At 60.9% G+C, this 25,581-nt stretch carries 20 protein-coding genes; 9 read left to right on the plus strand and 11 right to left on the minus strand.

Annotated elements, in window-relative coordinates:
* The first annotated feature begins 161 nt into the window (after window positions 1-161).
* On the plus strand, window positions 162-590 hold the full coding sequence (locus tag QRN50_RS21555; protein ID WP_011269259.1) for a DUF2269 family protein: 429 nt from the start codon (window positions 162-164) through the stop codon (window positions 588-590).
* 13 nt (window positions 591-603) lie between these two features.
* Here QRN50_RS21555 and QRN50_RS21560 read toward each other — a convergent pair whose 3' ends face one another.
* Window positions 604-1,260, minus strand: coding sequence for a histidinol-phosphatase (locus tag QRN50_RS21560; protein WP_011269258.1), 657 nt, complete (start codon window positions 1,258-1,260; stop codon window positions 604-606).
* A gap of 142 nt (window positions 1,261-1,402) precedes the next feature.
* On the opposite strand from QRN50_RS21560, the gene QRN50_RS21565 reads away from it, so the two are divergent.
* The 6 genes from QRN50_RS21565 to QRN50_RS21590 all read left to right on the plus strand — a co-directional run bounded on the left by QRN50_RS21565 (window position 1,403) and on the right by QRN50_RS21590 (window position 7,895).
* A complete protein-coding gene (locus QRN50_RS21565) occupies window positions 1,403-1,882 on the plus strand; it encodes an RNA pyrophosphohydrolase (protein WP_002555745.1) in 480 nt (159 codons plus the stop codon).
* A 21-nt stretch (window positions 1,883-1,903) separates the two neighbouring features.
* Window positions 1,904-4,183, plus strand: coding sequence for a phosphoenolpyruvate--protein phosphotransferase (ptsP, locus tag QRN50_RS21570; RefSeq protein WP_003420161.1), 2,280 nt, complete (start codon window positions 1,904-1,906; stop codon window positions 4,181-4,183).
* Window positions 4,184-4,853: 670 nt separating this feature from the next.
* Complete coding sequence (lgt, locus tag QRN50_RS21575; RefSeq protein ID WP_003343867.1) at window positions 4,854-5,666, plus strand: prolipoprotein diacylglyceryl transferase; 813 nt, start codon at window positions 4,854-4,856, stop codon at window positions 5,664-5,666.
* A 52-nt stretch (window positions 5,667-5,718) separates the two neighbouring features.
* Complete coding sequence (locus QRN50_RS21580; RefSeq protein ID WP_096127411.1) at window positions 5,719-6,690, plus strand: thymidylate synthase; 972 nt, start codon at window positions 5,719-5,721, stop codon at window positions 6,688-6,690.
* 74 nt (window positions 6,691-6,764) lie between these two features.
* Window positions 6,765-6,962 (plus strand): hypothetical protein, encoded by a 198-nt coding sequence (locus QRN50_RS21585; protein WP_010434507.1) that lies wholly within the window; start codon window positions 6,765-6,767, stop codon window positions 6,960-6,962.
* A 3-nt stretch (window positions 6,963-6,965) separates the two neighbouring features.
* The gene (locus QRN50_RS21590; RefSeq protein WP_096127412.1) at window positions 6,966-7,895 is read left to right on the plus strand and encodes a hypothetical protein; all 930 of its coding nucleotides are present in this window, start codon (window positions 6,966-6,968) and stop codon (window positions 7,893-7,895) included.
* Here the strand turns inward: QRN50_RS21590 and cadR are convergent.
* Window positions 7,883-8,329, minus strand: a complete 447-nt coding sequence (cadR, locus tag QRN50_RS21595) for a Cd(II)/Pb(II)-responsive transcriptional regulator (protein WP_003405262.1) — start codon at window positions 8,327-8,329, stop codon at window positions 7,883-7,885. The genes QRN50_RS21590 and cadR overlap by 13 nt on opposite strands.
* A gap of 86 nt (window positions 8,330-8,415) precedes the next feature.
* Here cadR and QRN50_RS21600 point away from each other — a divergent pair, with 86 nt between their 5' ends.
* Window positions 8,416-10,674, plus strand: coding sequence for a heavy metal translocating P-type ATPase (locus QRN50_RS21600; protein WP_096127413.1), 2,259 nt, complete (start codon window positions 8,416-8,418; stop codon window positions 10,672-10,674).
* Window positions 10,675-10,794: 120 nt separating this feature from the next.
* Here the strand turns inward: QRN50_RS21600 and hutG are convergent, their stop codons facing one another.
* The 9 genes from hutG to hutU all read right to left on the minus strand — a co-directional run bounded on the left by hutG (window position 10,795) and on the right by hutU (window position 21,994).
* A complete protein-coding gene (gene hutG / locus QRN50_RS21605; RefSeq protein ID WP_096127414.1) occupies window positions 10,795-11,595 on the minus strand; it encodes an N-formylglutamate deformylase in 801 nt (266 codons plus the stop codon).
* Between the two features lie 11 nt (window positions 11,596-11,606).
* Entirely contained in the window at window positions 11,607-12,812 is a 1,206-nt protein-coding gene (hutI, locus tag QRN50_RS21610) for an imidazolonepropionase (protein ID WP_096127415.1), read from the minus strand.
* 15 nt (window positions 12,813-12,827) lie between these two features.
* The gene (locus QRN50_RS21615; RefSeq protein WP_096127416.1) at window positions 12,828-14,204 is read right to left on the minus strand and encodes an L-histidine transporter HutT; all 1,377 of its coding nucleotides are present in this window, start codon (window positions 14,202-14,204) and stop codon (window positions 12,828-12,830) included.
* Between the two features lie 102 nt (window positions 14,205-14,306).
* On the minus strand, window positions 14,307-15,854 hold the full coding sequence (hutH, locus tag QRN50_RS21620) for a histidine ammonia-lyase (protein WP_003405250.1): 1,548 nt from the start codon (window positions 15,852-15,854) through the stop codon (window positions 14,307-14,309).
* A gap of 54 nt (window positions 15,855-15,908) precedes the next feature.
* On the minus strand, window positions 15,909-17,450 hold the full coding sequence (locus QRN50_RS21625) for an HAL/PAL/TAL family ammonia-lyase (protein ID WP_003405248.1): 1,542 nt from the start codon (window positions 17,448-17,450) through the stop codon (window positions 15,909-15,911).
* Window positions 17,451-17,462: 12 nt separating this feature from the next.
* Complete coding sequence (locus QRN50_RS21630) at window positions 17,463-18,293, minus strand: quaternary amine ABC transporter ATP-binding protein (RefSeq protein ID WP_003405246.1); 831 nt, start codon at window positions 18,291-18,293, stop codon at window positions 17,463-17,465.
* The gene (locus tag QRN50_RS21635; RefSeq protein ID WP_003343849.1) at window positions 18,290-19,141 is read right to left on the minus strand and encodes an ABC transporter permease; all 852 of its coding nucleotides are present in this window, start codon (window positions 19,139-19,141) and stop codon (window positions 18,290-18,292) included. Before QRN50_RS21635 ends, QRN50_RS21630 begins: the two co-directional genes overlap by 4 nt.
* Before the next feature lie 73 nt (window positions 19,142-19,214).
* On the minus strand, window positions 19,215-20,183 hold the full coding sequence (locus tag QRN50_RS21640) for an ABC transporter substrate-binding protein (protein ID WP_003405245.1): 969 nt from the start codon (window positions 20,181-20,183) through the stop codon (window positions 19,215-19,217).
* A 113-nt stretch (window positions 20,184-20,296) separates the two neighbouring features.
* Window positions 20,297-21,994: a urocanate hydratase gene (gene hutU, locus QRN50_RS21645; RefSeq protein ID WP_024641052.1), complete on the minus strand. Its 1,698-nt coding sequence runs from the start codon at window positions 21,992-21,994 to the stop codon at window positions 20,297-20,299.
* A 649-nt stretch (window positions 21,995-22,643) separates the two neighbouring features.
* On the opposite strand from hutU, the gene betT reads away from it, so the two are divergent.
* Window positions 22,644-24,599, plus strand: a complete 1,956-nt coding sequence (betT, locus tag QRN50_RS21650; protein ID WP_205902143.1) for a choline BCCT transporter BetT — start codon at window positions 22,644-22,646, stop codon at window positions 24,597-24,599.
* The last annotated feature ends 982 nt before the right edge of the window (window positions 24,600-25,581 follow it).

Below are 25,581 nucleotides of genomic sequence, written 5' to 3' on the forward strand. Positions count from 1 at the left end.
CAGCGTGGGAATGCAGTTCACGACGCTCTGCGTCGCAAGAGGACGCGGAGCGTCCAGACAGGTGTAACCACCGGAGCACGGGCGCGATGGCGCTTAAGGCGCGATTCTAGTGTCCACACTGCTAAACTCACCCAAGCCCGATTCCAGAGGAACACCGCGTCATGGAACCCATCACCACCCTTAATACCTTGCACATCGTCGCCATCGCGTTGTTGCTGATCAGCGCGCTGGTGTTGGCCAGCGGGGTGATCAAGGTGCGTCTTGAAGGCGACACGACCGTGCAGAATCGCCTGCTCAAGCGGCCACTGCTGTTTTTCTGGGTGTTGATGGCCGTGTGCCTGGCGACGCTGCCGTTCAGTGGCTGGTGGCTGGTGCATTTGAAAGGCCTGTCACTGGGCCAGACCTGGGTGCTGGGCAGCAGCGTGCTTTACACCCTGGGGCTGTGCAGTTGGGTCTGGCTGGTGGCCAGGCTCAACCGGTTGCGTCTCGGTGCCCAAGGCGGCAAGCGCGGCTTTACCCTGGCGCTGACGGTGATCAGCCTCGTGTGCTTCGTGGCGATGGCCGGTCTGACGGGCTTCAAACCGGCCTGAGTATTGCCAGCACTCAGTGACGCAGGGTAATTACCGGCCAGCCGCGTCGCTCGGCTTCGGCACGCAATTTATCGTCCGGATCGACCGCAACCGGGTTGGCCACCTGCTCCAGCAGAGGCAGGTCGTTCATCGAATCACTGTAGAAATAGCTGTCCTCAAGGCTGAACGCGTTGTCTTGCAGCCACTGATTGAGGCGTGTCACCTTGCCTTCACGGAAGCAGGGCACACCTGTGGTGCGGCCGGTATAGCGGCCGTCAGCCATCTCGCATTCGGTCGCCAGCAGGGTATCGATCCCCAGTCGCGCCACGATAGGTGCCGTCACAAAGCGGTTGGTGGCGGTAATCACCACCAGCTTGTCGCCGGCCTCGCGGTGTTTGGCGATCAATTCCAGCGCCTTGGGCAGCATCATCGGTTCGATGCAGTCGCGCATGAACTCGCGATGCCACTGCTCGAGCTGCGCCATGTCAGTGTTGCCCAGAATCTCCAGGGTAAAATTCAGGTAGTCGGTCATGTTCAGCGTGCCGGCCAGGTAATCCTGATAGAACTCGTCGTTGCGGGTTTTGTAGGTCGCGGCATCAAGGATCCCGCGCCGGCACAGGTAATCGCCCCAGGCGTGATCGCTATCGCCGCCCAGAAGGGTGTTGTCGAGGTCGAATAAAGCCAGACGCATAGGGTTACTCGCTGAAATAGTTGAAAAAAGAGCCCCAGAATACGAGGTTTTCACAAGTCTTCACATAAGGTGATAAGCCTCGTTGCTGGTTTGATCGCCTTTGTGGAACAATGCGGCGACATGCGTTTGCGAGGTTGTTGCCGTGATCGACCCCGATGGTTTCCGTCCTAATGTCGGGATTATTCTGACAAACGATGCTGGTCAGGTCCTATGGGCTCGGCGTATTAACCAGGATGCCTGGCAGTTTCCTCAAGGGGGTATCAACCCGCAGGAGACGCCGGAAGACGCGCTTTATCGCGAATTGAATGAAGAAGTCGGTCTGGAACGACATGATGTGCAAATACTTGCCTGCACTCGGGGCTGGTTGCGCTATCGTCTGCCGCAAAGACTGGTCCGTACCCACAGCCAGCCGCTGTGTATCGGCCAGAAGCAAAAATGGTTTCTCCTGCGCCTGATCTCCAACGAGCAGCGGGTGCGGATGGATTTGACCGGTAAACCGGAGTTCGATGGCTGGCGCTGGGTCAGTTATTGGTATCCGTTAGGCCAGGTGGTGACATTCAAGCGCGAGGTGTATCGACGCGCACTCAAAGAGCTTGCCCCGCGCCTCTTATCGCGCGACTGACACGGAGTTCGACCCCGAGCCATGCTCAATACGCTGCGCAAGATCGTCCAGGAAGTTAACTCCGCCAAGGATCTCAAGGCGGCGTTGGGCATTATTGTGTTGCGCGTCAAGGAGGCCATGGGCAGCCAGGTCTGCTCGGTCTACCTGCTCGATGCCGAGGTCAACCGCTTTGTCCTGATGGCTTCCGAAGGCCTCAACAAGCGCTCCATCGGCAAAGTCAGCATGGCACCGAATGAAGGCCTGGTCGGTCTGGTCGGTACGCGCGAAGAACCGCTGAATCTCGAAAACGCCGCAGATCACCCTCGTTATCGCTATTTCGCCGAAACCGGTGAAGAACGCTACGCCTCGTTCCTGGGCGCGCCGATCATTCACCACCGGCGTGTGGTCGGCGTATTGGTCATCCAGCAAAAGGAGCGCCGGCAGTTCGACGAGGGCGAAGAAGCCTTCCTGGTCACCATGAGCGCGCAACTGGCGGGCGTTATCGCGCATGCCGAAGCGACCGGCTCGATCCGCGGTCTGGGTCGTCAGGGCAAGGGCATTCAGGAAGCCAAGTTCGTCGGTGTCGCCGGTTCGCCGGGTGCTGCGGTCGGTGTCGCCGTGGTCATGCTGCCGCCAGCCGATCTGGAAGTGGTCCCCGACAAGACCGTCACTGACATCGCCGCCGAACTGGCGTTGTTCCAGAACGCGCTGGAAGGCGTACGCGGTGACATGCGCACCCTGTCAGCCAAGCTGGCCACTCAGTTGCGTCCCGAAGAGCGGGCGCTGTTCGATGTCTACCTGATGATGCTCGACGACGCCTCGCTAGGCAGCGAAGTGACCGACGTGATCAAGACCGGCCAATGGGCGCAGGGTGCCTTGCGCTCGGTGGTCAGTGAGCACGTCAAACGTTTCGAGCTGATGGACGATGCCTACCTGCGCGAGCGGGCGTCGGACGTCAAGGACCTGGGCCGCCGCCTGCTGGCCTATCTCCAGGAAGCGCGGCAACAGGCGCTGGTCTATCCCGACAACACGATTCTGGTGAGTGAAGAGCTGACCCCGGCGATGCTCGGCGAGGTGCCAGAAGGCAAACTGGTCGGCCTGGTGTCGGTTCAGGGTTCCGGCAACTCCCACGTTGCGATTCTGGCACGGGCCATGGGCATTCCCACGGTCATGGGCCTGGTGGACTTCCCTTACTCCAAGGTCGATGGCATCGATCTGGTGGTCGACGGCTATCACGGCGAAGTCTTCACCAACCCCAGCGAAATCATGCGCAAGCAGTTCGGCAAGGTGGTGGAGGAGGAGCGTCAGCTCTCCCAGGGCCTGGATGCACTGCGCGAACTGCCTTGCGTGACCCTCGACGGGCATCGCATGCCGCTATGGGTCAACACCGGCCTGCTGGCCGACGTGGCGCGTGCGCAACAGCGAGGCGCCGAAGGGGTGGGCCTGTACCGCACCGAAGTGCCGTTCATGATCAACCAGCGCTTCCCGAGCGAAAAAGAACAGCTGGCGATCTACCGCGAGCAACTGGCCGCCTTCCATCCACTGCCGGTGACCATGCGCAGCCTGGACATCGGTGGCGACAAGTCGCTGTCCTACTTCCCGATCAAGGAAGACAACCCGTTTCTCGGCTGGCGCGGTATTCGCGTCACCCTCGACCACCCGGAAATCTTCCTGGTCCAGACCCGCGCGATGCTCAAGGCCAGCGAGGGCCTGAACAACCTGCGCATTCTGTTGCCGATGATCTCCAGCACCCACGAAGTGGAAGAAGCGCTGCACCTGATCCACCGCGCCTGGGGCGAGGTGCGCGACGAAGGCACCGACGTGCCGATGCCGCCCGTGGGCGTAATGATCGAAGTGCCGGCTGCGGTCTATCAGACTCGCGACCTGGCGCGGCAGGTAGACTTCCTCTCGGTGGGTTCGAACGACCTGACCCAGTACCTGCTGGCGGTCGACCGCAACAACCCGCGTGTGGCCGATCTCTACGATTACCTGCACCCGGCGGTGCTTCAGGCGCTGCAAAGCGTGGTGCGTGATGCCCACGCCGAAGGCAAGCCGGTGAGCATCTGCGGCGAAATGGCGGGTGACCCGGCAGCAGCGGTACTGTTGATGGCGATGGGTTTCGACAGCCTGTCGATGAACGCCACCAACCTGCCGAAAGTGAAATGGATGTTGCGCCAGATCAACCTCAGCAAGGCCAAGGAACTGCTGGCGCAACTGATGACCAACGACAACCCGCAAGTCATCAGCAGCTCCCTGCAGCTGGCACTGAAAAACCTCGGCCTGTCGCGGATGATCAACCCCAGCTCGGTCAAAGGGCACTAAGCGCTACTATTGCTTTCATGAGCAAACTCACTCCCACAGGGGTACACATTGCCCTAGTAGGAGCGAACTTGTTCGCGAAGAGGCCGGCATGATCGCCGAAAACGTATCGTCTGAAGACACCGTCTTCGCGAACAAGCCAGACGTCGCCCGGTGCGCTCCTACGCCCTCTCATTCCCACAGGGAGTACACATTGCCCTCGTAGGAGCGAACTTGTTCGCGAAGAGGCCGGCATGATCGCCGAAAACGTACCGTCTGAAACACCGTCTTCGCGAATAAGCCAGGCGTCGCCCGGTGCGCTCCTACGTCCTCTCATTCCCACAGGGAGTACACATTGCCCTCGTAGGAGCGAACTTGTTCGCGAAGAGGCCGACATGATCGCCGAAAACGTATCGTCTGAAGACACCGTCTTCGCGAACAAGCGAAGCGTCGCCCGGTGCGCTCTTACGTCCTGCGGGCAGAAGCCTGAAAGGCACGTATTCAGTGCTCTCCAAGACCTGTATATAACGCTGCGCGTGGAAGCGATAACCATACGGCCGGACACATCAATCGCATCTTTTTTCACTTCGTTCAGGCGGCTTCCATCGGTCGCCGCTAGAGCATCCTGCCGGGCTCCGGTAACATGCGCGCCTGATTCAGTCGCTCGCAAGGGCGTTCCAATTGAGGAGTCGCAATGCTGCCTTACCCGCAGATTGACCCGGTAGCCGTCGCTATCGGCCCGCTGCAAATTCACTGGTACGGGTTGATGTACCTGGTCGGTATCGGCGGCGCATGGCTGCTTGCGTCGCGTCGCCTGAACAAGTTCGACCCGACCTGGACCAAGGAAAAACTTTCCGATCTGATTTTCTGGCTGGCCATGGGCGTGATTGTCGGTGGGCGGCTGGGCTACGTGCTGTTCTATGACCTGTCGGCCTACATCGCCAATCCGCTGCTGATCTTCGAGGTCTGGAAGGGCGGCATGGCGTTCCACGGCGGCTTTGTCGGCGTGATGATCGCGGCCTGGTGGTTTGGCAAGCGCAACGGCAAAAGCTTCTTCCAGCTGATGGACTTCGTTGCCCCGCTGGTGCCGATCGGCCTGGGCGCCGGGCGCATCGGCAACTTCATCAACGCCGAGCTGTGGGGCAAGCCGACCGATGTGCCGTGGGCCATGGTCTTCCCGCCGTTCAGCGACCCTGCGCAACTGGCGCGTCATCCCTCGCAGCTGTATCAGTTCGCGCTGGAAGGCGTTGCGCTGTTCATCATCCTCAATCTGTACGCCCGCAAGCCGCGTCCGACCATGGCCGTTTCCGGCATGTTCGCGCTGTTCTACGGGATCTTCCGCTTTGTGGTCGAGTTCGTCCGCGTCCCTGACGCCCAGTTGGGTTACCTGGCGTGGGGCTGGGTGACCATGGGTCAGATCCTCAGCCTGCCGATGATCATCGCCGGCCTGTTCCTGATCTGGCTGGCCTACAAGCGCGACCCGTCCGCCAGCAAAGCAGCGGTTTAATACCGAAACGCCGGGTGAAGACGCCCGGCGCGTTCAACAATGCAGGTGATTTATGAAGCAATATCTGGAACTGGTCGCTCATGTGATCAAGCACGGGACCTTGCAAGCCAACCGTACCGGCGTGAACACCATCAGCTTTCCGGGGGCGATGCTGCGTTATGACTTGCAGGAAGGTTTTCCGGCGATCACCACACGGCGCATGGCCTTCAAGTCGGCCATCGGCGAGATGGTCGGCTTTCTGCGTGGCGTGAACAACGCCGCCGAATTCCGCGAACTGGGCTGCAAGGTCTGGGATCAGAACGCCAACGAAAACGCTCAGTGGCTGAACAACCCGTTCCGCAAGGGCGAGGACGATCTGGGCGAAATCTACGGCGTGCAATGGCGCAAGTGGCCTGCCTACAAGCGTATCGATGCCGGCAATGTCGCGGCCATCGAACTGGCGCTGGGCCAGGGGTATCGTCAGATTGCCGAGTCCGAAGAAGACGACCAGTCTTTCGTGGTCCTGTACAAGGCCATCGACCAGATTCGCCAGTGCGTCGACACCATCATCAACGACCCGGGCAGCCGGCGGATCCTGTTCCACGGCTGGAACTGCGCACAGCTCGATGAGATGGCCCTGCCGCCGTGCCACCTGCTGTACCAGCTGCACCCTAACCCGCAGACCCGAGAAATCTCGCTGACGCTGTACATCCGCTCCAACGATCTGGGTCTGGGTACGCCGTTCAACCTGACCGAAGGCGCCGCGCTGCTCAGCCTCATTGGCCGCCTGACCGGCTACACGCCGCGCTGGTTCACCTATTTCATCGGCGACGCCCATGTGTACGAAAACCACCTGGACATGCTCAACGAACAGATGACCCGCGAGCCGTACCCGATGCCGAAACTGGTGATCTCCGACCGCGTGCCGGAATTCGCCAAGACCGGTGTGTACCAGCCTGAATGGCTAGAGCTGATCGAGCCTTCGGACTTCTCACTGGAAGGCTATCAGCATCACCCGGCAATGACGGCGCCGATGGCGGTTTGAGTCCGTAAGAGCGAATTGAGCGTTGTGCTATAGTTTTGGCGTAAGTCCCCTGACCCTGTTCAATGGAATCGACTATGTTTTTCAATCGGATTGGACATCGTAGTGATACGAAGAAGGCTGAAGATGAAGCCTTCATGCAGGCAATCAAGAACATCGACACTCTTGTGGTGAGGGGCGGCCGCATGTCCATGGACGCCAAAGAAATCGAAGGTTTGGTTCGCTCCTCCCGCGATAAGGCTAAAAAACTGGTCACTCCGCAAGCCGAATCCTGATAAATGGCTTTTTTACTTCTGCTGCCACTACTCGTCAGCGGCTTTTTGGTGTGCCTGAAGGATCCCACCGTTTATTGCAGGCTGCATCGCTATGAAGGCCAGATGCTTTACTTCCTGGTGGGGCGGTATGGTATCTACTGTTTTTTAGCGGCCATGTTTGTTACCGCAGCCCTTGCAGGCCTGTTCTCGCATGATTGGGGTGTGTTTTGCCCAAAATGGGCCCAAACGACGGACGCGACCTCGCCAGTCTGTTTTGCCGTGAACACCGATTTCATGGGCGCTTTAGGTCAAATGGGGCAGGACTTCGACATCACTGGCAGGAATTTTAGCCAGGTCGGTGTGTTCCTTGCCCTTTCAGGATTATTAACCCTGGCGATGCCAAGCCTGGGCGCTTTTCTTACTGTCAAGATTCTCAAGTGGCAACTGAAGGCCAGTAAAGAAGAAGAAATTGCGGCCTATCTGTTGGGCGAGTCTGTAGATCACAGCCCTATCTGCTCGACGCTTTTCGATGCATTTGTCGAAAAGGACGAAGTGATGATCACGATGGCGGATCGAAAGGTCTACGTCGGTTACATCATGGACGTCGGAGCCCCTACCGAAGTGACGGGTGTGAATCAGGAAATTTTGCTTATCCCGACCGTCAGTGGCTATCGGGACAAGGACACCCTGAAAGTGGTGTACACGACCGATTACCCAAGTGATACACCGCTCAGGCCTATTGGTTTTCGGCAGGAAAATATCGTATCGATCAGCATCTTCAGCGAGGAGGTACGCGAAGCGTTCAAACGCGTTGATTCTGAGCGGGCGGGTGAAGAGACAGCGAAAGAGAAAGCTGCCAAGGATCAGCTCGTCAAGGCGATCACTGAGCTTGTGGCGGTGGTGCAAGCTGCGCAGCTTGCACCAGAGGTCTCAAACCCGTCTCAATGCCCATGACTCCTCCCCACATGTGAAGGCTCGCCCTCTGGCGCTGCCACAGCGCCCGTCACTTCCAGCCTTTCCAGTATCGCGCAATGTTCTGTCGTGCCATCGCTGCAGCGGCGGCGCAGGTCGAGCAGTTGTTCCTGGAGTGCTTGCAGGCTTGCGACGCGGGCGTTGACGTGTTCGATGTGTTCGTCGATCAGGGCGTTGACGTTTTCGCACTGGTCCTGCGGGCTGTCGCGCAGGTTGAGCAGGCTGCGGATTTCTCCAAGGGTCATGTCCAGGCTGCGGCAATTGCGGATGAACGACAGGCGCTCCGTGTGTGCCTGGGTGTACAGCCGGTAGTTGCCATCGCTGCGGGCGGGCGCGGGCAGCAGGCCTTCGCGTTCGTAATAACGGATGGTTTCGACCTGGGTGTCGGTCAGTTTTGCCAGTTCGCCGATTTTCATTTGGACTCATCTCGTTTGAGTGCTTGACCCTATAGTGGCTACAGGGTGTTCACTTGGCAACAAGCAGAATCCTGGAGCCACAACGAATGGGCACGACGATCAAGAATTCCCCCGGACATGACCATGACCACGATCATGATCACGGCGAGCACGCGCACGAGCAAAAACCCGTGGAGCATGCGCATTCGTGCTGCTCCAGCGAGGCACAGCCTGCCGTAGTGACCTTTGGCGAAGCACCAGCTTCGGGCGGTCGTCTGAGCAGCTTCCGTATCGAGGCGATGGATTGCCCCACCGAGCAGACGTTGATCCAGAACAAACTGGGCAAGCTGGCCGGTGTGCAGAAGCTGGAATTCAACCTGATCAACCGCATGCTGGGCGTCTGGCACGATCTGCCGTCCACCGATCCGATTCGTGAGGCCATCAGCTCGCTGGGCATGCAGGCCGAGCCGGTCGAGGAAGGTGCAGCGTCTGCCGAACCGGCGCCGGTGGTGAAGAAACACTGGTGGCCGCTGGCGTTGTCCGGCGTTGCGGCGCTTGGCGCAGAGGTGGTCCATTTTGCATCGCTCGGCCCGACCTGGGTTGTGGCGCTGCTGGCACTGGTGTCGATCTTCAGTTGCGGCCTGACCACCTACAAGAAGGGCTGGATCGCGCTCAAGAACTTCAACCTGAATATCAATGCGCTGATGAGCATCGCGGTGACCGGCGCGATTGTGATCGGTCAGTGGCCGGAAGCGGCGATGGTGATGTTCCTGTTTACCATTGCCGAGTTGATCGAAGCCAAGTCGCTGGACCGCGCGCGCAATGCAATCAGCGGCCTGATGCAGTTGACGCCAGAGCTTGCCACCGTCAAGCAGGCGGATGGCAGTTGGCAGGAAGTCGAGGCCAAAAACGTTGAACTGGAGGCTATCGTCCGGATCAAGCCCGGCGAGCGTGTCGGCCTTGATGGTGAAGTGGTATCTGGTAGTTCGACCATCGATCAGGCGTCGATTACCGGTGAAAGCCTGCCGGTGGAAAAGACCGTCGGCGATAAGGTTTTCGCGGGCACCATCAACCAGGCGGGCTCCCTGGAATACCGTGTTACTGCGGCGGCAAACAACTCGACGCTGGCGCGCATCATTCATGCGGTGGAAGCGGCTCAGGGTTCGCGTGCGCCGACCCAGCGCTTTGTCGACAGCTTCTCGCGTATCTACACGCCGGTGGTATTCGTCGTCGCGTTGGCGCTGGCGTTGGTCGCACCGCTGTTCTTCGGCGGCGAATGGTATGACTGGATCTACCGGGCGCTGGTGCTGCTGGTAGTGGCCTGCCCGTGTGCGCTGGTGATTTCCACGCCGGTAACCATCGTCAGCGGTCTGGCAGCGGCGGCGCGCAAGGGGATTTTGATCAAGGGTGGCGTTTATCTGGAAATGGGCGAGAAGCTTGATTACCTGGCCCTCGACAAGACCGGCACGCTGACCCACGGCAAGCCGGTGCAGACCGACTATGTGCCGTTGAACCCCGCAGTCGCCGACAGCGCGCCTGCCATCGCCGCGAGCCTTGCGGGTCGTTCAGATCACCCGGTTTCCCAGGCCATTGCCAAGGCCGCCGATGGCAGCCTGACGCTGCATGAAGTCAGTGCGTTCGAGGCGTTGGGTGGGCGCGGTGTGAAAGGCGAGATCAACGGCCAGATGTATCACCTGGGCAACCATCGTCTGGTGGAAGAACTGGGCCTGTGCTCGCCAGAGCTGGAAGCCAGGCTCGATGCGCTGGAAATGCAGGGCAAGACCGTGGTGCTGTTGCTCGATGCCTCGGGTCCGATTGCGCTGTTTGCTGTCGCCGATACGGTGAAGGAGACCAGCCGCGAAGCCATTGCTCAGTTGCACGATCTGGGCATCAAGACGGTCATGCTGACCGGTGATAACCCGCACACGGCCAAGGCGATTGCCGATCAGGTCGGCATCGACGAAGCGCAGGGCAATCTGCTGCCTGCCGACAAGCTCAGTGCGATCGAGGCGCTTTACAGCCGCAATCACCGGGTGGGCATGGTCGGTGACGGCATCAATGATGCCCCTGCGCTGGCCCGTGCGGAGATTGGTTTCGCCATGGCTGCGGCAGGCACCGATACGGCTATCGAGACGGCAGATGTCGCCCTGATGGACGATGATCTGCGCAAGATACCTACCTTTATTGCGCTTTCGCGCCGGACATCGGCGGTGCTCAAACAGAATATTGTGTTGGCCATCGTGACCAAGGTGCTGTTCATCGGCATCACCTTCGCGGGTCTGGCGACCATGTGGATGGCGGTGTTTGCCGACATGGGCGTGAGCTTGCTGGTGGTGTTCAACGGCTTGCGCTTGCTCAAGAAGTGATCAGGCGGGAACCTTGAAGGGCGGACGCGGAGCGTCCGGAACGGCATTCCCACGCGGAGCATGGGAACGGTAATCGGGGTTGCTATCGGCTATCGCTTCCACGCTCTGCGGCCACCCTCATCAGCCAAAGCGCTCTTGCCCCCAGGCAATGAAGGTTTCCAGCAGTGGCTTGAGCACGGCGCGGGTCGGTTCAGCCAGGTCCGGGCGGTAGTGGAAGGGCACGAATTCGTCCATGTAGGTGCTTTGCGCCAGCTCCAGCTGTATGGCGTGGATGTTGTTGGCCGGGTTGCCGTAGTGGCGGGTGATGTGGCCGCCCTTGAAGCGCCCGTTCAGCACATGGCTGTAGTCCTTGGCCGCTGCGCAGACCTGCTCCATCCGGCTGGCCAGCTCCGGGTCGCAGCTCGCGCCATTGAAGGTGCCCAGGTTGAAGTCCGGCAGGCGACCGTCGAACAGGTGCGGAATGTGGCCGCGAATCGAATGGGCGTCGAACAGCAGCGCATAACCGAACTCGTCACGCATGCGCTGCAGTTCCTGCTCCAGCGTCTGGTGATAGGGCGTCCAGATCTGCTGCAGATAGCGCGCCCGCTCCTCGGCGCTGGGCGTCTGGCCGTCCTTGAACAGTGGCACGCCATCGAACAGGATCGACGGAAACAGGCCGGTGGTCGCACCTGCGTACATGGGCTTGTCGTCAGAGGGCCGGTTCAGGTCGATGACAAAACGCGAGTATTCGGCGGCCAGGGTGCTGGCGCCCAATTCGGCGGCGAAGTCATACAGACGCGGAATGTGCCAGTCGGTGTCCGGCAGGCTCAAGGCTTCGTCCACCAGCGCGGCTTCGACCACCGGGGTCAGTTTCAGACCGGCATGCGGCATGCTGATCAGCAGCGGAATGCGGCCACGCTTGAATGTCAGAACGTTATCCACAGGGCTCTCCTTCAGATCGATGATTCGACGCCGTGGCGCACGATGCGTTTGTCCAGATCGCCGCCCAGCCAATAGGCCAGATCAGCCGGTCGCTCGATGTTCCAGGCGACGAAATCCGCGACCTTGCCGACCTCCAGCGAGCCGTGGGTCGCGCTCATGCCCAACGCCTTGGCGGCATTGAATGTCACCCCCGCCAGTGCTTCTTCGGGCGTCATGCGAAACAGCGTGCAGGCCATGTTCAGCATCAGGCGCAATGACAGGCCCGGCGAGGTGCCAGGGTTGAGGTCGGTGGCAATCGCGATCGGCACGCCGTGCTTGCGCAGCGCGTCCATCGGCGGCAGTTGTGTTTCACGCAGGAAGTAAAATGCCCCCGGCAGCAGCACCGCGACGGTTCCGGCAGCGGCCATGGCGATGGCGTCGTCTTCGGTCATGAACTCCAGGTGATCCGCAGACAGCGCCTTGTAGCGCGCGGCCAGGCTCGATCCGCCCAATGACGACAGCTGCTCGGCATGCAGTTTGACCGGCAGTGCCAACTGCCCTGCGGTGATGAACACCTGCTCGACCTGGGCGGGCGAAAACGCCAGGTATTCACAGAAGGCATCGACTGCATCGACCAGTCCTTCGGCTGCCAGCGCCGGGAGCATGTCGTTGCAGATGTGGTTGATGTAATCGTCGGCGCGGTCGGCGTATTCCGGTGGCAGCGCATGGGCGGCCAGGCACGTGGCGCGCACGGTGACGGGCTGGGTGTTGCCCAGACGCCGGATCACCCGCAGGATCTTGCGCTCGTTTTCCAGGTCCAGCCCGTAACCCGACTTCATCTCGACGGTGGTGACGCCGTCTTTCAGCAGATGCCGCAGACGGCGCTCGGCACTGGCGTACAGCTCATCCTCACTGGCGGCGCGAGTGGCGCGCACCGTGCTGGCAATACCGCCGCCCGCTGCGGCGATCTCGGCGTAGCTCACACCCTGCAAACGCTGTTCGAACTCGCCGCTGCGGTTGCCGCCGAACACCGTATGGGTGTGGCAATCGATCAGGCCGGGCGTGACCCAGGCACCGTCCAGATCGATGCAGTTGTCATGTTCCGGCTCGGCCAGCGCGGCCTGAGGCCCGATCCACTCGATGAGCGCTCCGGAGGTCACGATGGCGGCATCCTCAATGATCGAGTATTTGCCGTGCGCCATGCTTGCGATGTGACAGTTTTTCCAGAGCGTTTTCATTCGAGGCCTCGTTGATCAATGAGTGGTGTTGAGCGCCTTGGGCTTGACCCACACAGCGTAAGCAATGAGCAGCAGCACGATCCAGATTGCGCCGACGATCAAGGCTGCACGGTTGTCCGGGAAGTAACCCAGCACGCCGAAGATGAACAGCATGAAGGCGATGGCAGCCGCCGGCCCGTAAGGCCAGAACGGCACGGCGAATTTCAGCTGTGCCGCTTCCTCGCGGTTCATCGAGCGGCGCATGGCGACCTGCGTCAGCAGAATCATCAGCCAGACCCACACGGTGGCGAAGGTGGCCAGCGAAGCGATCAGCAGGAACACGTCCTTGGGGATCAGGTAGTTGAGCAGCACGCCGCCCAGCAGCGCGATGCCCATGACCAGCACGGTCATCCACGGCACGCCATGGCGCGACACGCGGGCAAAACTGGCGGGCGCCTGACCTTCACGGGCCAGGCCATACATCATGCGGCCTGCGCCGAAGATGTCGCTGTTGATCGCCGAGATGGCCGCCGAGATCACCACGATGTTGAGGATGGTCGCCGCCGAGGCGATACCCAGGTTGTCGAAAATCTGCACGAACGGGCTGCCCTGCGTGCCGATCTGCGGCCACGGGTAGATGCACATCAGCACGAACAGTGTCAGCACGTAGAACAGCAGAATGCGCAGCGGCACGGCATTGATCGCCTGCGGCAGGCTGCGTCGCGGGTCCTTCGCTTCGCCTGCGGTAATGCCGATGATTTCGATGCCGCCGAAGGCAAACATCACCACCGCGAACGAGGCGATCAGGCCGGTGACACCGTTCGGCATGAAGCCGCCATGCGCCCACAGGTTGCTGATGCCGATTTCGCTGCCGCTGGCCGAGCTGCCAATGCCGAAGATCATGATGCCGAAGCCTGCGACGATCATCGCCACGATGGCGCTGACCTTGAGGATCGACAGCCAGAACTCGGTTTCACCGAAGACTTTCACGTTGCACAGGTTGAGCGCGCCGATCAGAAAGACGATGCCCAGCACCCAGATCCAGCGCGGCACTTCCGGAAACCAGAAGCCCATGTAGATGCCGAATGCGGTCACGTCGGCGAGGCAGACGATGATCATCTCGAACGCATAGGTCCAGCCGAGCACGAAGCCGGCCAGCGGGCCCATGTAGCGCGTGGCGTAATGGCTGAACGAACCGGACACCGGGTCGTGGACCGCCATTTCGCCGAGCGCGCGCATCACCATGTACACCGCCGCGCCGCCGATCAGGTAAGCCAGCAGTACGGCAGGCCCGGCCTGTTGAATCGCCGAGGCCGAGCCGTAGAACAACCCTGTACCGATGGCAGAGCCCAGGGCCATGAAGCGGATGTGGCGGGCGGATAACCCGCGTTTCAAACCATCTTGTGACGTCATTTCAGGTCCATTTCATTACAGGTATGGCAAAAGCCGCGAGAACGCCTGCATCCGGCCTCCCGCAGCGATGACCAAAGCGAGCCCTGCCAGGCTCGCGGTGCATCACAGACTCGGTAGCAGACGTGCAGGAACCAGCGGGTTCAGGCAAGTGGAGGACAGCAGCTGACTGGCAGCTTCGATGTCCGGTGCAAAAAAGCGGTCCTTTTCATAGAACGGGACCTTGCTGCGCAACAGGCTGCGGGCTTGCTCCAGCTTCGGAGAGGTTTTCAGACCTTCACGCAAGTCCAGACCCTGGCAGGCAGCCAACCATTCTACGGCAAGAATCCCGCGAACGTTTTCTGCCATTTCCCATAAGCGCTTGCCGGCGGCCGGGGCCATCGACACATGGTCTTCCTGATTGGCCGAGGTTGGCAGGCTGTCGACACTGTGTGGATGGGCCAATGCCTTGTTTTCACTGGCCAGTGCGGCGGCGGTCACCTGCGCGATCATGAACCCGGAATTGACGCCGCCGTTGGCCACCAGGAAGGGCGGCAACTGCGACATGTGCTTGTCCATCATCAGCGAAATGCGTCGTTCGCTGAGCGAGCCGATCTCGGCGATGGCCAGCGCGAGGTTGTCCGCCGCCATGGCGACCGGCTCGGCGTGAAAATTGCCACCGGATATGACGTCGTTCTCGGCGGCGAACACCAGCGGGTTGTCGGACACCGCGTTGGCTTCGATTTCCAGCACCTCGGCGGCCTGACGCAGCTGGGTCAGGCATGCGCCCATGACCTGTGGCTGGCAGCGCAACGAGTAGGGGTCCTGAACCTTGTCGCAGTTGCGGTGCGACTCGGACACGCCGCTGCTTTCGCCCAACAGGTCACGGTAGCAGGCCGCCGCGTCGATCTGCCCGCGCTGCCCGCGTGCGGCATGAATGCGCGCGTCGAAGGGCGAGCGCGAACCGAGTACCGCCTCAACGGTCAGAGAGCCGCAAGTCAGAGCCGCAGCGAACAGGTCTTCGCCTTCGAACAGGCCGCGCAATGCGTAGGCGCTAGACACTTGCGTGCCGTTGAGCAGCGCCAGCCCTTCCTTGGCGGCGAGGGTCAGCGGTTTCAGGCCAGCAACGGCAAGTGCATCGACAGCGTTCAGCCATTCGCCCTTGTAGCGCGCCTTACCTTCGCCCAGCAGCACCAGCGACATGTGCGCCAGCGGCGCCAGGTCACCGGAAGCACCGACCGAGCCCTTGAGCGGAATATGCGGGTAGACCTCGGCATTGATCAGCGCAATCAGGGCGTCGATGACCACGCGCCGAATGCCCGAGAAACCGCGGCTCAGGCTGTTGACCTTGAGCACCATGATCAGTCGCACCAGCTCATCGCTGATCGGCTGACCGACACCGGCCGCATGCGACAGCACCAGCGAACGCTGCAGGTTTTCCAGGTCTTCGCTGGCAATCCGCGTCGAAGCGAGCAGGCCGAAGCCGGTGTTGATGCCGTAGGCGGTGCGGTTCTCGGCCAGAATGCGCTCGACACAGGCGACGCTGTCGTCGATCTGCTGGTTCGCGCTGCTGTCCAGCGTCAGGCTGACCGGCTGCAGATAAATGCCGCGCAGTTGTGCCAGGGTCAGTTGGCCGGGGATCAGGTTCAGCGTCTTGGCAGATAAGGTGGTCACGATGCTGCTACTCCTTGATGGATGTCAGCGACGGCGTGTGGCCGTACGCTGCTTTTATAGGCCTGCCGCGTTGTCACGGCAGTGCTGGAAAACCCTTTCCAGCGACGTTTCGTCTTTGAGCAGGGCCGCGCTGCTGGCGATGTCCGGGGCCAGCCAGCGGTCTTCGTCGTAGGCCGGAATGCGCTCGCGCAGCAGTCGCCACGCGGCACCGGTGCCCACGCCAAAACCCTGTGTCTTGAGAAATTCGAACGCCTGGGCCGCGAGCAGATACTCGATGGCCAGAATCTGCGTGGTATTGCCCAGCACCTTGTGCAGCTTGAGCGCGGCGCTGGTGCCCAGGCTCAGGTGATCCTCCTGCAGACCGGAGGTCACGTAGTTGTCGACCACGGCCGGTTGCGCCATCTGGCGGTTTTCCGCGCACAGCGAAGCGGCGACGTACTGGACGATCATCATTCCCGAGTTGACGCCCGGCTGGGTGACCAGAAACGCCGGCAGGCCGCTGACCATCGGGTTGATCAGGCGGTCGAGGCGTCGTTCGGCGATCGAGCCCAGCTCTGCCATCGCCATGCACAGCAGGTCTGCCGCCATGGCCACCGACTGGCCGTGTGGATTGGCCTGAGACACCACGCGGAAAGCCTCGGGCGTGCCGAGCAGCAGCGGGTTATCGGTGACTGAATTGAGCTCGATCTCGACCTGGCGAGTGGCGTGAGCCAACTGGTCGCGGGTGGCACCATGCACCTGGGGAATCGAACGGATACTCAGCGCATCCTGAGTACGAATGCCTTCACTGCTGGCGAGCACGTCGCTGCCTGCCAACAACATGCGCAGGTTCTTGCCCACCTGCTGCATGCCCGGATGCGGCTTGAGGGCGAGAATGCTTGCATCGAATGCGTCCAGCTGGCCGCGCAGGGCTTCGAAGCTCATCGCGCCGATCACGTCGGCCCATTGGCTCAGGCGCTCGGCATCAGCGATGGCCAGACAGCTCAGGCCGGTCATGCACGGTGTGCCGTTGACCAGACACAAACCGTCCTTGGCTCCGAGGATGACCGGAACCAGACCCTCTTCGTTCAAGGCCTGCTCAGCCGGGACGATCTGCCCGCGATAGCTGACCTGACCGATGCCCAGTAACGCGATACCGACGTGCGCCATGTGCGTCAGATAACCCACCGAGCCCTGCGCCGGTACTTGCGGCGTGATGCCGCGGTTGAGCAGGGCCAGTAGCGCTTCGACCACTTGCCGGTGAATGCCGGACTTGCCCTGGCTGTAGTTGAGAATCGCGGCGCAGATGATTGCGCGGGTCTGCTCGTCGGCCAGTGGCGTACCGACGCCGCAGGCATGGCTGAGCAGGGTATTGCGCGACAGGCGACTGAGCTGTTCGCCTTGCAGTGACACATTGCACAACGCGCCGAGCCCGGTGTTCACGCCATAGGCGCGCTCGCCGCTGACGACGATGCGCTGCACGATGGCCTGAGCGTTGTCGATCCGTGCCCAAGCGGCGTCCGACAGGACCAGTCTTGCGCCATGTCGAGCCACGGCGACCACGTCCTGCCAGCCCGCAGGTGCTTCACCGATGACGATCTGTTCTGCTCGCGACATCTGCAACGGTCCTTAAAGGGTGGCTACGCGGCGCTGAACGAAACGATCCACGTAATCGTCGGCGGGCGAATGAAGGATTTCTTTCGGCGTACCGACCTGAATCAATCGCCCGTCCTTGAGGATCGCGATGCGATTGCCGATGCGCACGGCCTCGTCCAGGTCGTGGGTAATGAACACGATGGTCTTGTGCAGACTGGCTTGCAGCTCCAGCAACTGGTCCTGCATCTCGGCGCGGATCAGCGGGTCGAGGGCGCTGAATGCTTCGTCCATCAGAATGATGTCGGTGTCGGCCGCCAGTGCGCGGGCCAGACCTACACGCTGACGCATGCCGCCGGAAAGCTGGTGCGGGTATTTGTTTTCGTAGCCCTTGAGGCCTACGGTGGTGATCCAGTGCTGCGCGCGTTCCTGACACAGCGCCTTGCTCTCGCCACGCACGGTCAGGCCGTAGGCCACGTTGGCCAGCACGGTCTTGTGCGGCAGCAGGCCGAAGCTCTGGAACACCATGCTGATCTTGTGCCGGCGGAATTGGCGCAAGGCCTCCATGTCGTAACGCAGGATGTCTTCGCCATCGACCAGAATCTCGCCGCTGGTAGGGTCGATCAGCCGGTTGAAGTGGCGCACCAGCGTTGATTTTCCCGAGCCGGACAGGCCCATGATGACGAAGATTTCGCCGCTGCCGATCGACAGCGACAGGTCGTTGACCCCGACTACACAGCCGGTCTGGGCCAGCACCTGGTCCTTGCTGTGGTTTTGCTGGATCAACTGCAGTGCTTCCTTGGAGCGGTTGCCGAAGATCTTGAACACGTTTTTGACGACGATTTTGTTCGGTTCCACGCTGCTCATTTGTGCGCCTCATGCCGTGGGCGGCCATAGGCCTGCGTGATACGGTCGATGACGACCGCCAGAATGACAATGGCCAGGCCCGCTTCCAGCCCGCGCCCGACGTTGAGGGTCTGAATGCCCACCAGCACGTCTTCGCCAAGCCCGCGTGCGCCGATCATCGAGGCAATCACCACCATCGACAGCGCCATCATGGTGGTCTGGTTGATCCCGGCCATGATGCTCGGCATCGCCAGCGGCAGTTGCACACCGAACAGTTGCTGCCAGCGGTTGGCGCCGAACGCGTTGATGGCTTCCATCACTTCACCGTCCACCTGACGAATGCCCAGATCGGTCAGACGAATCAGCGGCGGCGCGGCGTAAATCACCGTGGCGAAGATCGCCGGAACCTTGCCCAGACCGAACAGCATCAGCACCGGGATCAGGTAAACGAAGCTGGGCATGGTCTGCATGATGTCGAGCAGCGGCATCAGCACCGAGCGCAGACGATTGCTGCGTGCCGAAAGAATGCCCAGCGGAATGCCGATCAGCACCGCGATGATCGTGGCGACCAGCATCAGCGCCAGGGTCTGCATCAGCTTGTCCCACAACCCGACCGCACCGACCAGAAACAGCAGGCCGACGATGACCAGCGTCGTGACGATCTTGCGTGTCGCGTGCCAGGCAATGCCGCCGACGATCATCAGCATCAGCCACCACGGCGCCATGCGCAGCAGGCCTTCGAGGTTGACGATGGCCCATAGCAGGGTGTCGGAGATGTGCCGGAACACATCGCCGTACTGCGTGACCAGTGAGTCGACGCCATCGTTGACCCAGTTGGCGATCGAGAAAGTGAAGCTTTCAGGAAACATAAGCGGCTCTCAAATGAGGTGTGTCGGGTCAACGACAGGGCTGTCGAACCGTTCAGTCCGACAGCCCGGTCGTTTACAACGAAGCGTCCACCTTCTTCGCGGCGTCTTCGCTGACCCATTTGTGCCAGACTTCGGGGTGCTCTTTCAGGAAAATCTTCGCCAGCTTCGGCGATTCGATGCGTTCCTTGGCCATGCGCCCCAGGTTCTGGTTGAGCAGGTCGATCGGCAGGTTGACCTTTTCCAGGATGGCGACCAGTTCAGGGGCCTCATCGTGGAACACTTTGGACACGCCGACCTTGATATCGATCGTCTTGTTGACCCCGGCTTTCTCCTCCAGACGCACCAGGTCTACCTGACCCATGAGCGGCGTGGGTGACCAATAGTAGGTCAGGATCGGCTCGCCACGTTTGTAACTGGAGAGAATCGCCGCATCCAGCGCGGGGCCGGTGCCCGGGCGGAAGTTGGTGTATTTGCTTTCCAGGCCGTAGCTCTTGAGCATTTCGCTGTTTTCCAGCTCACAGGTCCAGCCGGCCGGACAGTTGTAGAAGCGGCCCTTGCCAGGCTCTTCCTGATCCTTGAACACGGCTGAATACTGGGCCAGATCGCTGATGGATTTCAGGTTGGGTGCCTTGGCTTCCAGCTTGCGTTTGGCATCGCCTTCGATCACGTAGCGTGGCACGTACCAGCCTTCCACAGCGCCGACGATCGGTGCGCCGACACCGACCACCTTGCCGGCAGCGGCGGCCTTGTTCCAGACCTCGCTGCGACCTACCCATTCTTCGGCAAAGATCTGGATATCGTTGGTGCCCAGGGCATTTTCCATGGCGATGGAATTGCCGGGCAAGGCGTCAACGGTGCAGCCGTAACCCTTGTCCAGAATGACCTGCAGTACATCGGTCAGCAGCATCGCGCTTTCCCAGTTAAGACCGGCGAATTTCACCGGCTTGCCTGATTCGCACCAGCCGGCAGCCTGACTTGCGCCTGCGCTGGCGAGCAGGCCAGCGGATACCAATGTGGTCAACAGGGCCTTTTTCATATTCATTGTCGATGCTCCTAAGCCTTAAATGGATGACGGCAGCTTCAAGTAGGCATCCGGCCCGTGGGCATGCTCATGCCCGTCCCCGACGTGTGCCGGCCTGATGGCCGACAACGTTGTCAACGTCCGATCATTGGCAGGTTCAAGCCCTGCTCTCTGGCACAGTCGATAGCGATGTCGTAACCGGCATCGGCATGGCGCATCACCCCGGTGGCCGGGTCGTTATGCAGCACGCGGGCAATACGCTCGGCGGCTTCGTCCGTGCCGTCGCAGACGATTACCATCCCGGAATGCTGCGAGAAGCCCATGCCGACGCCGCCACCATGGTGCAGCGAGACCCAGGTCGCACCGCTGGCGGTGTTGAGCAAAGCATTGAGCAGCGGCCAGTCGGAAACAGCGTCGGAGCCGTCACGCATGGATTCGGTTTCGCGGTTGGGGCTGGCGACCGAGCCGGAGTCCAGGTGGTCGCGACCGATCACCACCGGTGCCGACAACTCGCCACTGCGGACCATTTCGTTGAAGGCCAGACCCAGTCTGGCGCGTTGACCCAGGCCGACCCAGCAGATACGCGCTGGCAGGCCCTGGAAGCTGATGCGCTCGCGGGCCATGTCCAGCCAATTGTGCAGGTGCTCGTCGTCCGGGATCAGCTCTTTGACTTTGGCGTCGGTCTTGTAGATGTCCTGCGGGTCACCCGACAGCGCGGCCCAGCGGAACGGCCCGATGCCACGGCAGAACAGCGGACGGATGTAGGCGGGGACGAAGCCTGGAAAATCGAAGGCATTGGTGACGCCGACTTCCTTGGCCATCTGACGAATATTGTTGCCGTAGTCGAAGGTCGGAATGCCAGCTTGCTGGAAGGCGAGCATCGCTTCGACGTGCTCGGCCATCGACTGCTTGGCGGCCTTGACCACACTGGCCGGTTCGCTCACCGAACGGGCACGGTACTCGTCCCAGGTCCAGCCTTTGGGCAGGTAACCATTGAGCGGATCGTGGGCGCTGGTCTGGTCGGTGACCATGTCCGGGCGCACACCGCGACGGACCATTTCCGGCAGAATTTCCGCCGCGTTGCCACACAGCGCGATGGAGATGGCTTTGCCTTCGGCCGTGTATTTGGCGATACGCGCCAGTGCGTCATCGAGATCTGCGGCCTGTTCGTCAACGTAGCGGGTCTTGATGCGGAAATCGATGCGGCTCTGCTGGCATTCTATGTTCAGCGAGCAGGCCCCGGCCAATGTCGCGGCCAGCGGCTGCGCGCCACCCATGCCGCCCAGACCTGCGGTGAGCACCCAGCGGCCCTTGAGGTTGCCGTCATAGTGCTGGCGACCGGCTTCGACGAAGGTTTCGTAAGTGCCTTGCACGATGCCCTGGCTGCCGATGTAGATCCAGCTGCCGGCGGTCATTTGGCCATACATGGCCAGGCCCTTGGCATCCAGTTCGTTGAAGTGCTCCCAACTGGCCCAGTGCGGTACCAGGTTGGAGTTGGCGATCAATACGCGAGGGGCGTTGCTGTGGGTCTTGAACACGCCGACCGGCTTGCCGGACTGTACCAGCAGGGTTTCATCATCGTTGAGCTGAGTGAGGCTCTCGACGATCTTGTCGTAGCACTCCCAGTTGCGCGCGGCGCGGCCGATGCCGCCGTAAACCACCAGCTCATTGGGGTTTTCGGCGACTTCCGGGTCGAGATTGTTCATCAACATGCGTAGCGGCGCTTCGGTCAGCCAGCTCTTGGCAGTCAATTGAGTACCGCGTGCAGCCCGCACGACGCCTTCGCGATGGCGGGTCCAGTCCTGCTTCAGGTCTTGATTATTCTCGGTCACAAAAAAATCCTCGGCGATCAATTCGAACCAGCCCGATGAAGGGCGAGCAAAGCCTGGCGAAGCAGGCCGATTCAGTTGGGTAGAAGGCGGAATGTTTAGCCTGTCTCTACTTGTACATACAAGCATATGCAATCAAAAGACCAACTTTGCGCCTTTGCTGTTTTTTGCTCATCGAATTGGCCTGAAGGGCTTTATTTACGGGGTCTTGCGGTTTTGGTCAGCACGAAAGCATTTTTCCGAGAAGAGCGCGGTGCTGTTACCTGAATGACTTTTTGCGCAGTTTTGGGGCAGTCGGTAACAGGTTGGTGCGGTGACGATGTGTGCAGCGTTCGGGCCGGGATTGAAGCGCCATGAGCGTTCACAGAGCGCGCATTTGACAGGCTGCAAATGGCCTCTTTGGCGTGGGAACGAACCCGCTCAAGCATGCGTCATACCCACGCCTGAGCCTGCATTCACCGGCCCGCGATTAGGTCTCGCGGGGGTTTTCATGTTTAAATTGAACGCTTGTTCAAGTTAAACCGGTGGTTCGCTGCCCGCTCACAACAGGAGGCTTACCCTTGCCGTATCCGCTTTTTGCAGTTGGTTTTATCAGTCCGGAGGCACTCAACCGATGAGTTCTGCGAGTTCCTCTTCAAGCGGCATGGTTCGCATGAATGCTCCAGTGTTCTATTTCGCTGCGAGTTTTATTCTGATTTTCGGCATCGTCGTGATCGCGTTCCCGCAAGCCAGCGGCGAATGGCTGCTGGCGGCTCAAAACTGGGCGGCCAACACGGTCGGCTGGTACTACATGATGGTCATGACCCTGTACCTGGTCTTCGTGGTGGTCACCGCCTTGTCGGGCTTCGGCAAGATCAAGCTCGGTGCCGACCACGACGAACCCGAGTTCAGTTACCTGTCATGGGCCGGGATGCTGTTTGCCGCCGGCATCAGCATCACGCTGTTCTTTTTCTGCGTTTCAGAGCCCCTGACGCACCTGCTGCAGCCGCCGCAGGGCGAGGGTGGCACCGCAGAAGCTGCGCGCCAGGGCATGCAGTTGCTGTTTCTGCACTGGGGCCTGCATGGCTGGGGCGTGTTTGCCTTCGTCGGTATGGCGCTGGCCTATTTCGCTTATCGCCACAACCTGCCGCTGGCCCTGCGTTCGGCGCTGTATCCGCTGATTGGTAAACGCATCAATGGTCCTATCGGTTATGCCGTCGATGGCTTCGGCATCATTGCGACCATCTTCGGTCTCGGCGCAGACATGGGCTTCGGGGTGCTGCACCTCAACTCCGGTCTGGATTACCTGTTCGGCGTGGCGCACACCCACTGGATTCAGGTCGGTCTGATTACCCTGATGATGGGCGCGGCGATTCTGGTGGCGATCGCCGGTGTCGACAAGGGCGTGCGCGTCATGTCCGACATCAATATGTTGCTGGCCTGCGCGCTGCTGCTGTTCGTGCTGTTTGCCGGCCCGACTCAGCACTTGCTCAACACGCTGGTGCAGAACATCGGTGACTACCTGGGCGCACTGCCGAGCAAGAGTTTCGACGTGTATGCCTATAACGAGCCGAGTGACTGGCTGGGCGGCTGGACGGTGTTCTATTGGGCCTGGTGGATTGCCTGGGCGCCGTTTGTGGGCCTGTTCATTGCGCGTATTTCCCGTGGCCGGACCATCCGTGAGTTTGTCTTCGGTGTCTTGCTGATCCCGCTGGGCTTCACCCTGGCGTGGATGTCGATCTTCGGTAACAGCGCGATCGATCAAGTGCTCAACCATGGCATGACTGCGCTGGGCCAATCGGCTATCGATGATCCGTCGATGACCCTGTACCTGCTGCTGGAAACCTATCCGTGGAGCAAGACGGTGATTGCCGTCACGGTGTTCATCAGCTTCGTGTTCTTCGTCACCTCGGCCGACTCGGGCACGGTGGTGCTGTCGACACTGTCAGCCAAAGGCGGCAACCCTGACGAAGACGGTCCGAAATGGCTGCGGGTGTTCTGGGGTGTGGCCACGGCGCTGATCACCAGTGGCCTGTTGTTCTCGGGCAGCATCGATGCACTGAAATCGGCTGTAGTGCTGACGTCGTTGCCGTTCTCGCTGATTCTGCTGCTGATGATGTGGGGCCTGCACAAGGCGTTCGTCATGGAGTCGCAGCGCAAGATCGCGCAGTTGTACTCGCTGGCGCCGGTATCCGGTTCACGACGCGGCGGTTGGCGCCAGCGTCTGAGCCAGGCGGTGCATTACCCGTCGCGAGACGAGGTGTACCGCTTCCTTGATCAGACCGTGCGTCCGGCGATTGAAGAAGTGACAGCGGTGTTCGTCGAGAAGGGCTTGAACGTGGTCAACGTCCCCGATCCGTCCAACGACTCGGTGACCCTGGAAATCGGTCACGGCGAAGAGCGTCCGTTCATCTACCAGGTGCAGATGAAAGGCTTCTTCACCCCGTCGTTCGCCCGTGGCGGCATGGGCTCCAAGCAATTGAACAACCGCCGCTACTACCGCGCCGAGGTTCACTTGAGCGAGGGCAGTCAGGACTACGACCTGGTGGGTTACACCAAGGAACAAGTCATCAACGACGTGCTCGATCAGTACGAACGGCATATGCAGTTCCTGCACCTGGTGCGTTGATCGAGGGGTGGGGGGCGGTTACGACTATCGTTCCTCACGCTCTGCGCCTCACCTCGTGTTCAGGCCAGGACGCGGAGCGTCCAGAACGGCATACCCACGCGGAGCATGGGCACGATAGTGTTTGCCCGGACACCTCGCGCGCTACCCGTTCCGCGATCTTCCTGACGACTATCGTTCCTCACGCTCCGGCGTGGGGATACCTTGGGTGACGCACCGCGTCACACATCTGCGCCGCGCCGCATGTTCAGGCCAGGACGCGGAGCGTCCAGAACGGCATACCCACGCGGAGCATGGGTGCGATGGTGTTTGCCCGGACACCTCACGCGCTACCCGTTCCGCGATCTTCCTGACGGCTATCGTTCCTCACGCTCCCGCATAGGAATGCCCTTCGTGACGCTCCGCGTCACACATCTGCGCCGCGCCGCATGTTCAGGAGAGGACGCGGAGCGTCCAGAACGGCATACCCACGCGGAGCATGGGTACGATAGCGTCCGCCCGGACACCTCGCGCGCTACCCTTGCCGCGATCTCCCTGACGATTATCGTTCCTCACGCTCCAGCGTGGGAATGCCCTTCGTGACGCTCCGCGTCACACATCTGCGCCTCGGCGCATGTTCAGGAGAGGACGCGGAGCGTCCAGAACGGCATACCCACGCGGAGCATGGGTACGATGGTGTTTGCCCGGACACCTCGCGCGCTACCCGTTCCGCGATCTTCCTGACGACTATCGTTCCTCACGCTCCGGCGTGGGAATGCCTTGGGTGACGCACCGCGTCACACATCTGCGCCGCGCCGCATGTTCAGGCCAGGACGCGGAGCGTCCAGAACGGCATACCCACGCGGAGCATGGGTACGATGGTGTTTGCCCGGACACCTCGCGCGCTACCCGTTCCGCGATCTTCCTGACGACTATCGTTCCTCACGCTCCAGTGGACTGCCCCCCGAAAGTTGGACAGTTTTAGCTCGCCGCCTGAGCCCTGTAT

The organism is Pseudomonas sp. MEJ108 (assembly GCF_030208985.1).
In the GTDB taxonomy this organism is placed as follows: domain Bacteria; phylum Pseudomonadota; class Gammaproteobacteria; order Pseudomonadales; family Pseudomonadaceae; genus Aquipseudomonas; species Aquipseudomonas fragariae.

Bases quoted from the DNA above. Each gene is read 5' to 3' on its own strand.
- lgt (WP_003343867.1), top strand. From the start codon at position 4,854: ATGCTGCCTTACCCGCAGATTGACCCGGTAGCCGTCGCTATCGGCCCG.
- QRN50_RS21580 (WP_096127411.1), top strand. From the start codon at position 5,719: ATGAAGCAATATCTGGAACTGGTCGCTCATGTGATCAAGCACGGGACC.
- cadR (WP_003405262.1), bottom strand. From the start codon at position 8,329: ATGAAAATCGGCGAACTGGCAAAACTGACCGACACCCAGGTCGAAACC.
- ptsP (WP_003420161.1), top strand. From the start codon at position 1,904: ATGCTCAATACGCTGCGCAAGATCGTCCAGGAAGTTAACTCCGCCAAG.
- QRN50_RS21615 (WP_096127416.1), bottom strand. From the start codon at position 14,204: ATGACGTCACAAGATGGTTTGAAACGCGGGTTATCCGCCCGCCACATC.
- betT (WP_205902143.1), top strand. From the start codon at position 22,644: ATGAATGCTCCAGTGTTCTATTTCGCTGCGAGTTTTATTCTGATTTTC.
- QRN50_RS21560 (WP_011269258.1), bottom strand. From the start codon at position 1,260: ATGCGTCTGGCTTTATTCGACCTCGACAACACCCTTCTGGGCGGCGAT.
- QRN50_RS21635 (WP_003343849.1), bottom strand. From the start codon at position 19,141: ATGTTTCCTGAAAGCTTCACTTTCTCGATCGCCAACTGGGTCAACGAT.
- QRN50_RS21600 (WP_096127413.1), top strand. From the start codon at position 8,416: ATGGGCACGACGATCAAGAATTCCCCCGGACATGACCATGACCACGAT.
- QRN50_RS21590 (WP_096127412.1), top strand. From the start codon at position 6,966: ATGGCTTTTTTACTTCTGCTGCCACTACTCGTCAGCGGCTTTTTGGTG.
- QRN50_RS21640 (WP_003405245.1), bottom strand. From the start codon at position 20,183: ATGAATATGAAAAAGGCCCTGTTGACCACATTGGTATCCGCTGGCCTG.
- QRN50_RS21625 (WP_003405248.1), bottom strand. From the start codon at position 17,450: ATGTCGCGAGCAGAACAGATCGTCATCGGTGAAGCACCTGCGGGCTGG.
- QRN50_RS21585 (WP_010434507.1), top strand. From the start codon at position 6,765: ATGTTTTTCAATCGGATTGGACATCGTAGTGATACGAAGAAGGCTGAA.
- QRN50_RS21555 (WP_011269259.1), top strand. From the start codon at position 162: ATGGAACCCATCACCACCCTTAATACCTTGCACATCGTCGCCATCGCG.
- QRN50_RS21630 (WP_003405246.1), bottom strand. From the start codon at position 18,293: ATGAGCAGCGTGGAACCGAACAAAATCGTCGTCAAAAACGTGTTCAAG.
- hutI (WP_096127415.1), bottom strand. From the start codon at position 12,812: ATGAAAACGCTCTGGAAAAACTGTCACATCGCAAGCATGGCGCACGGC.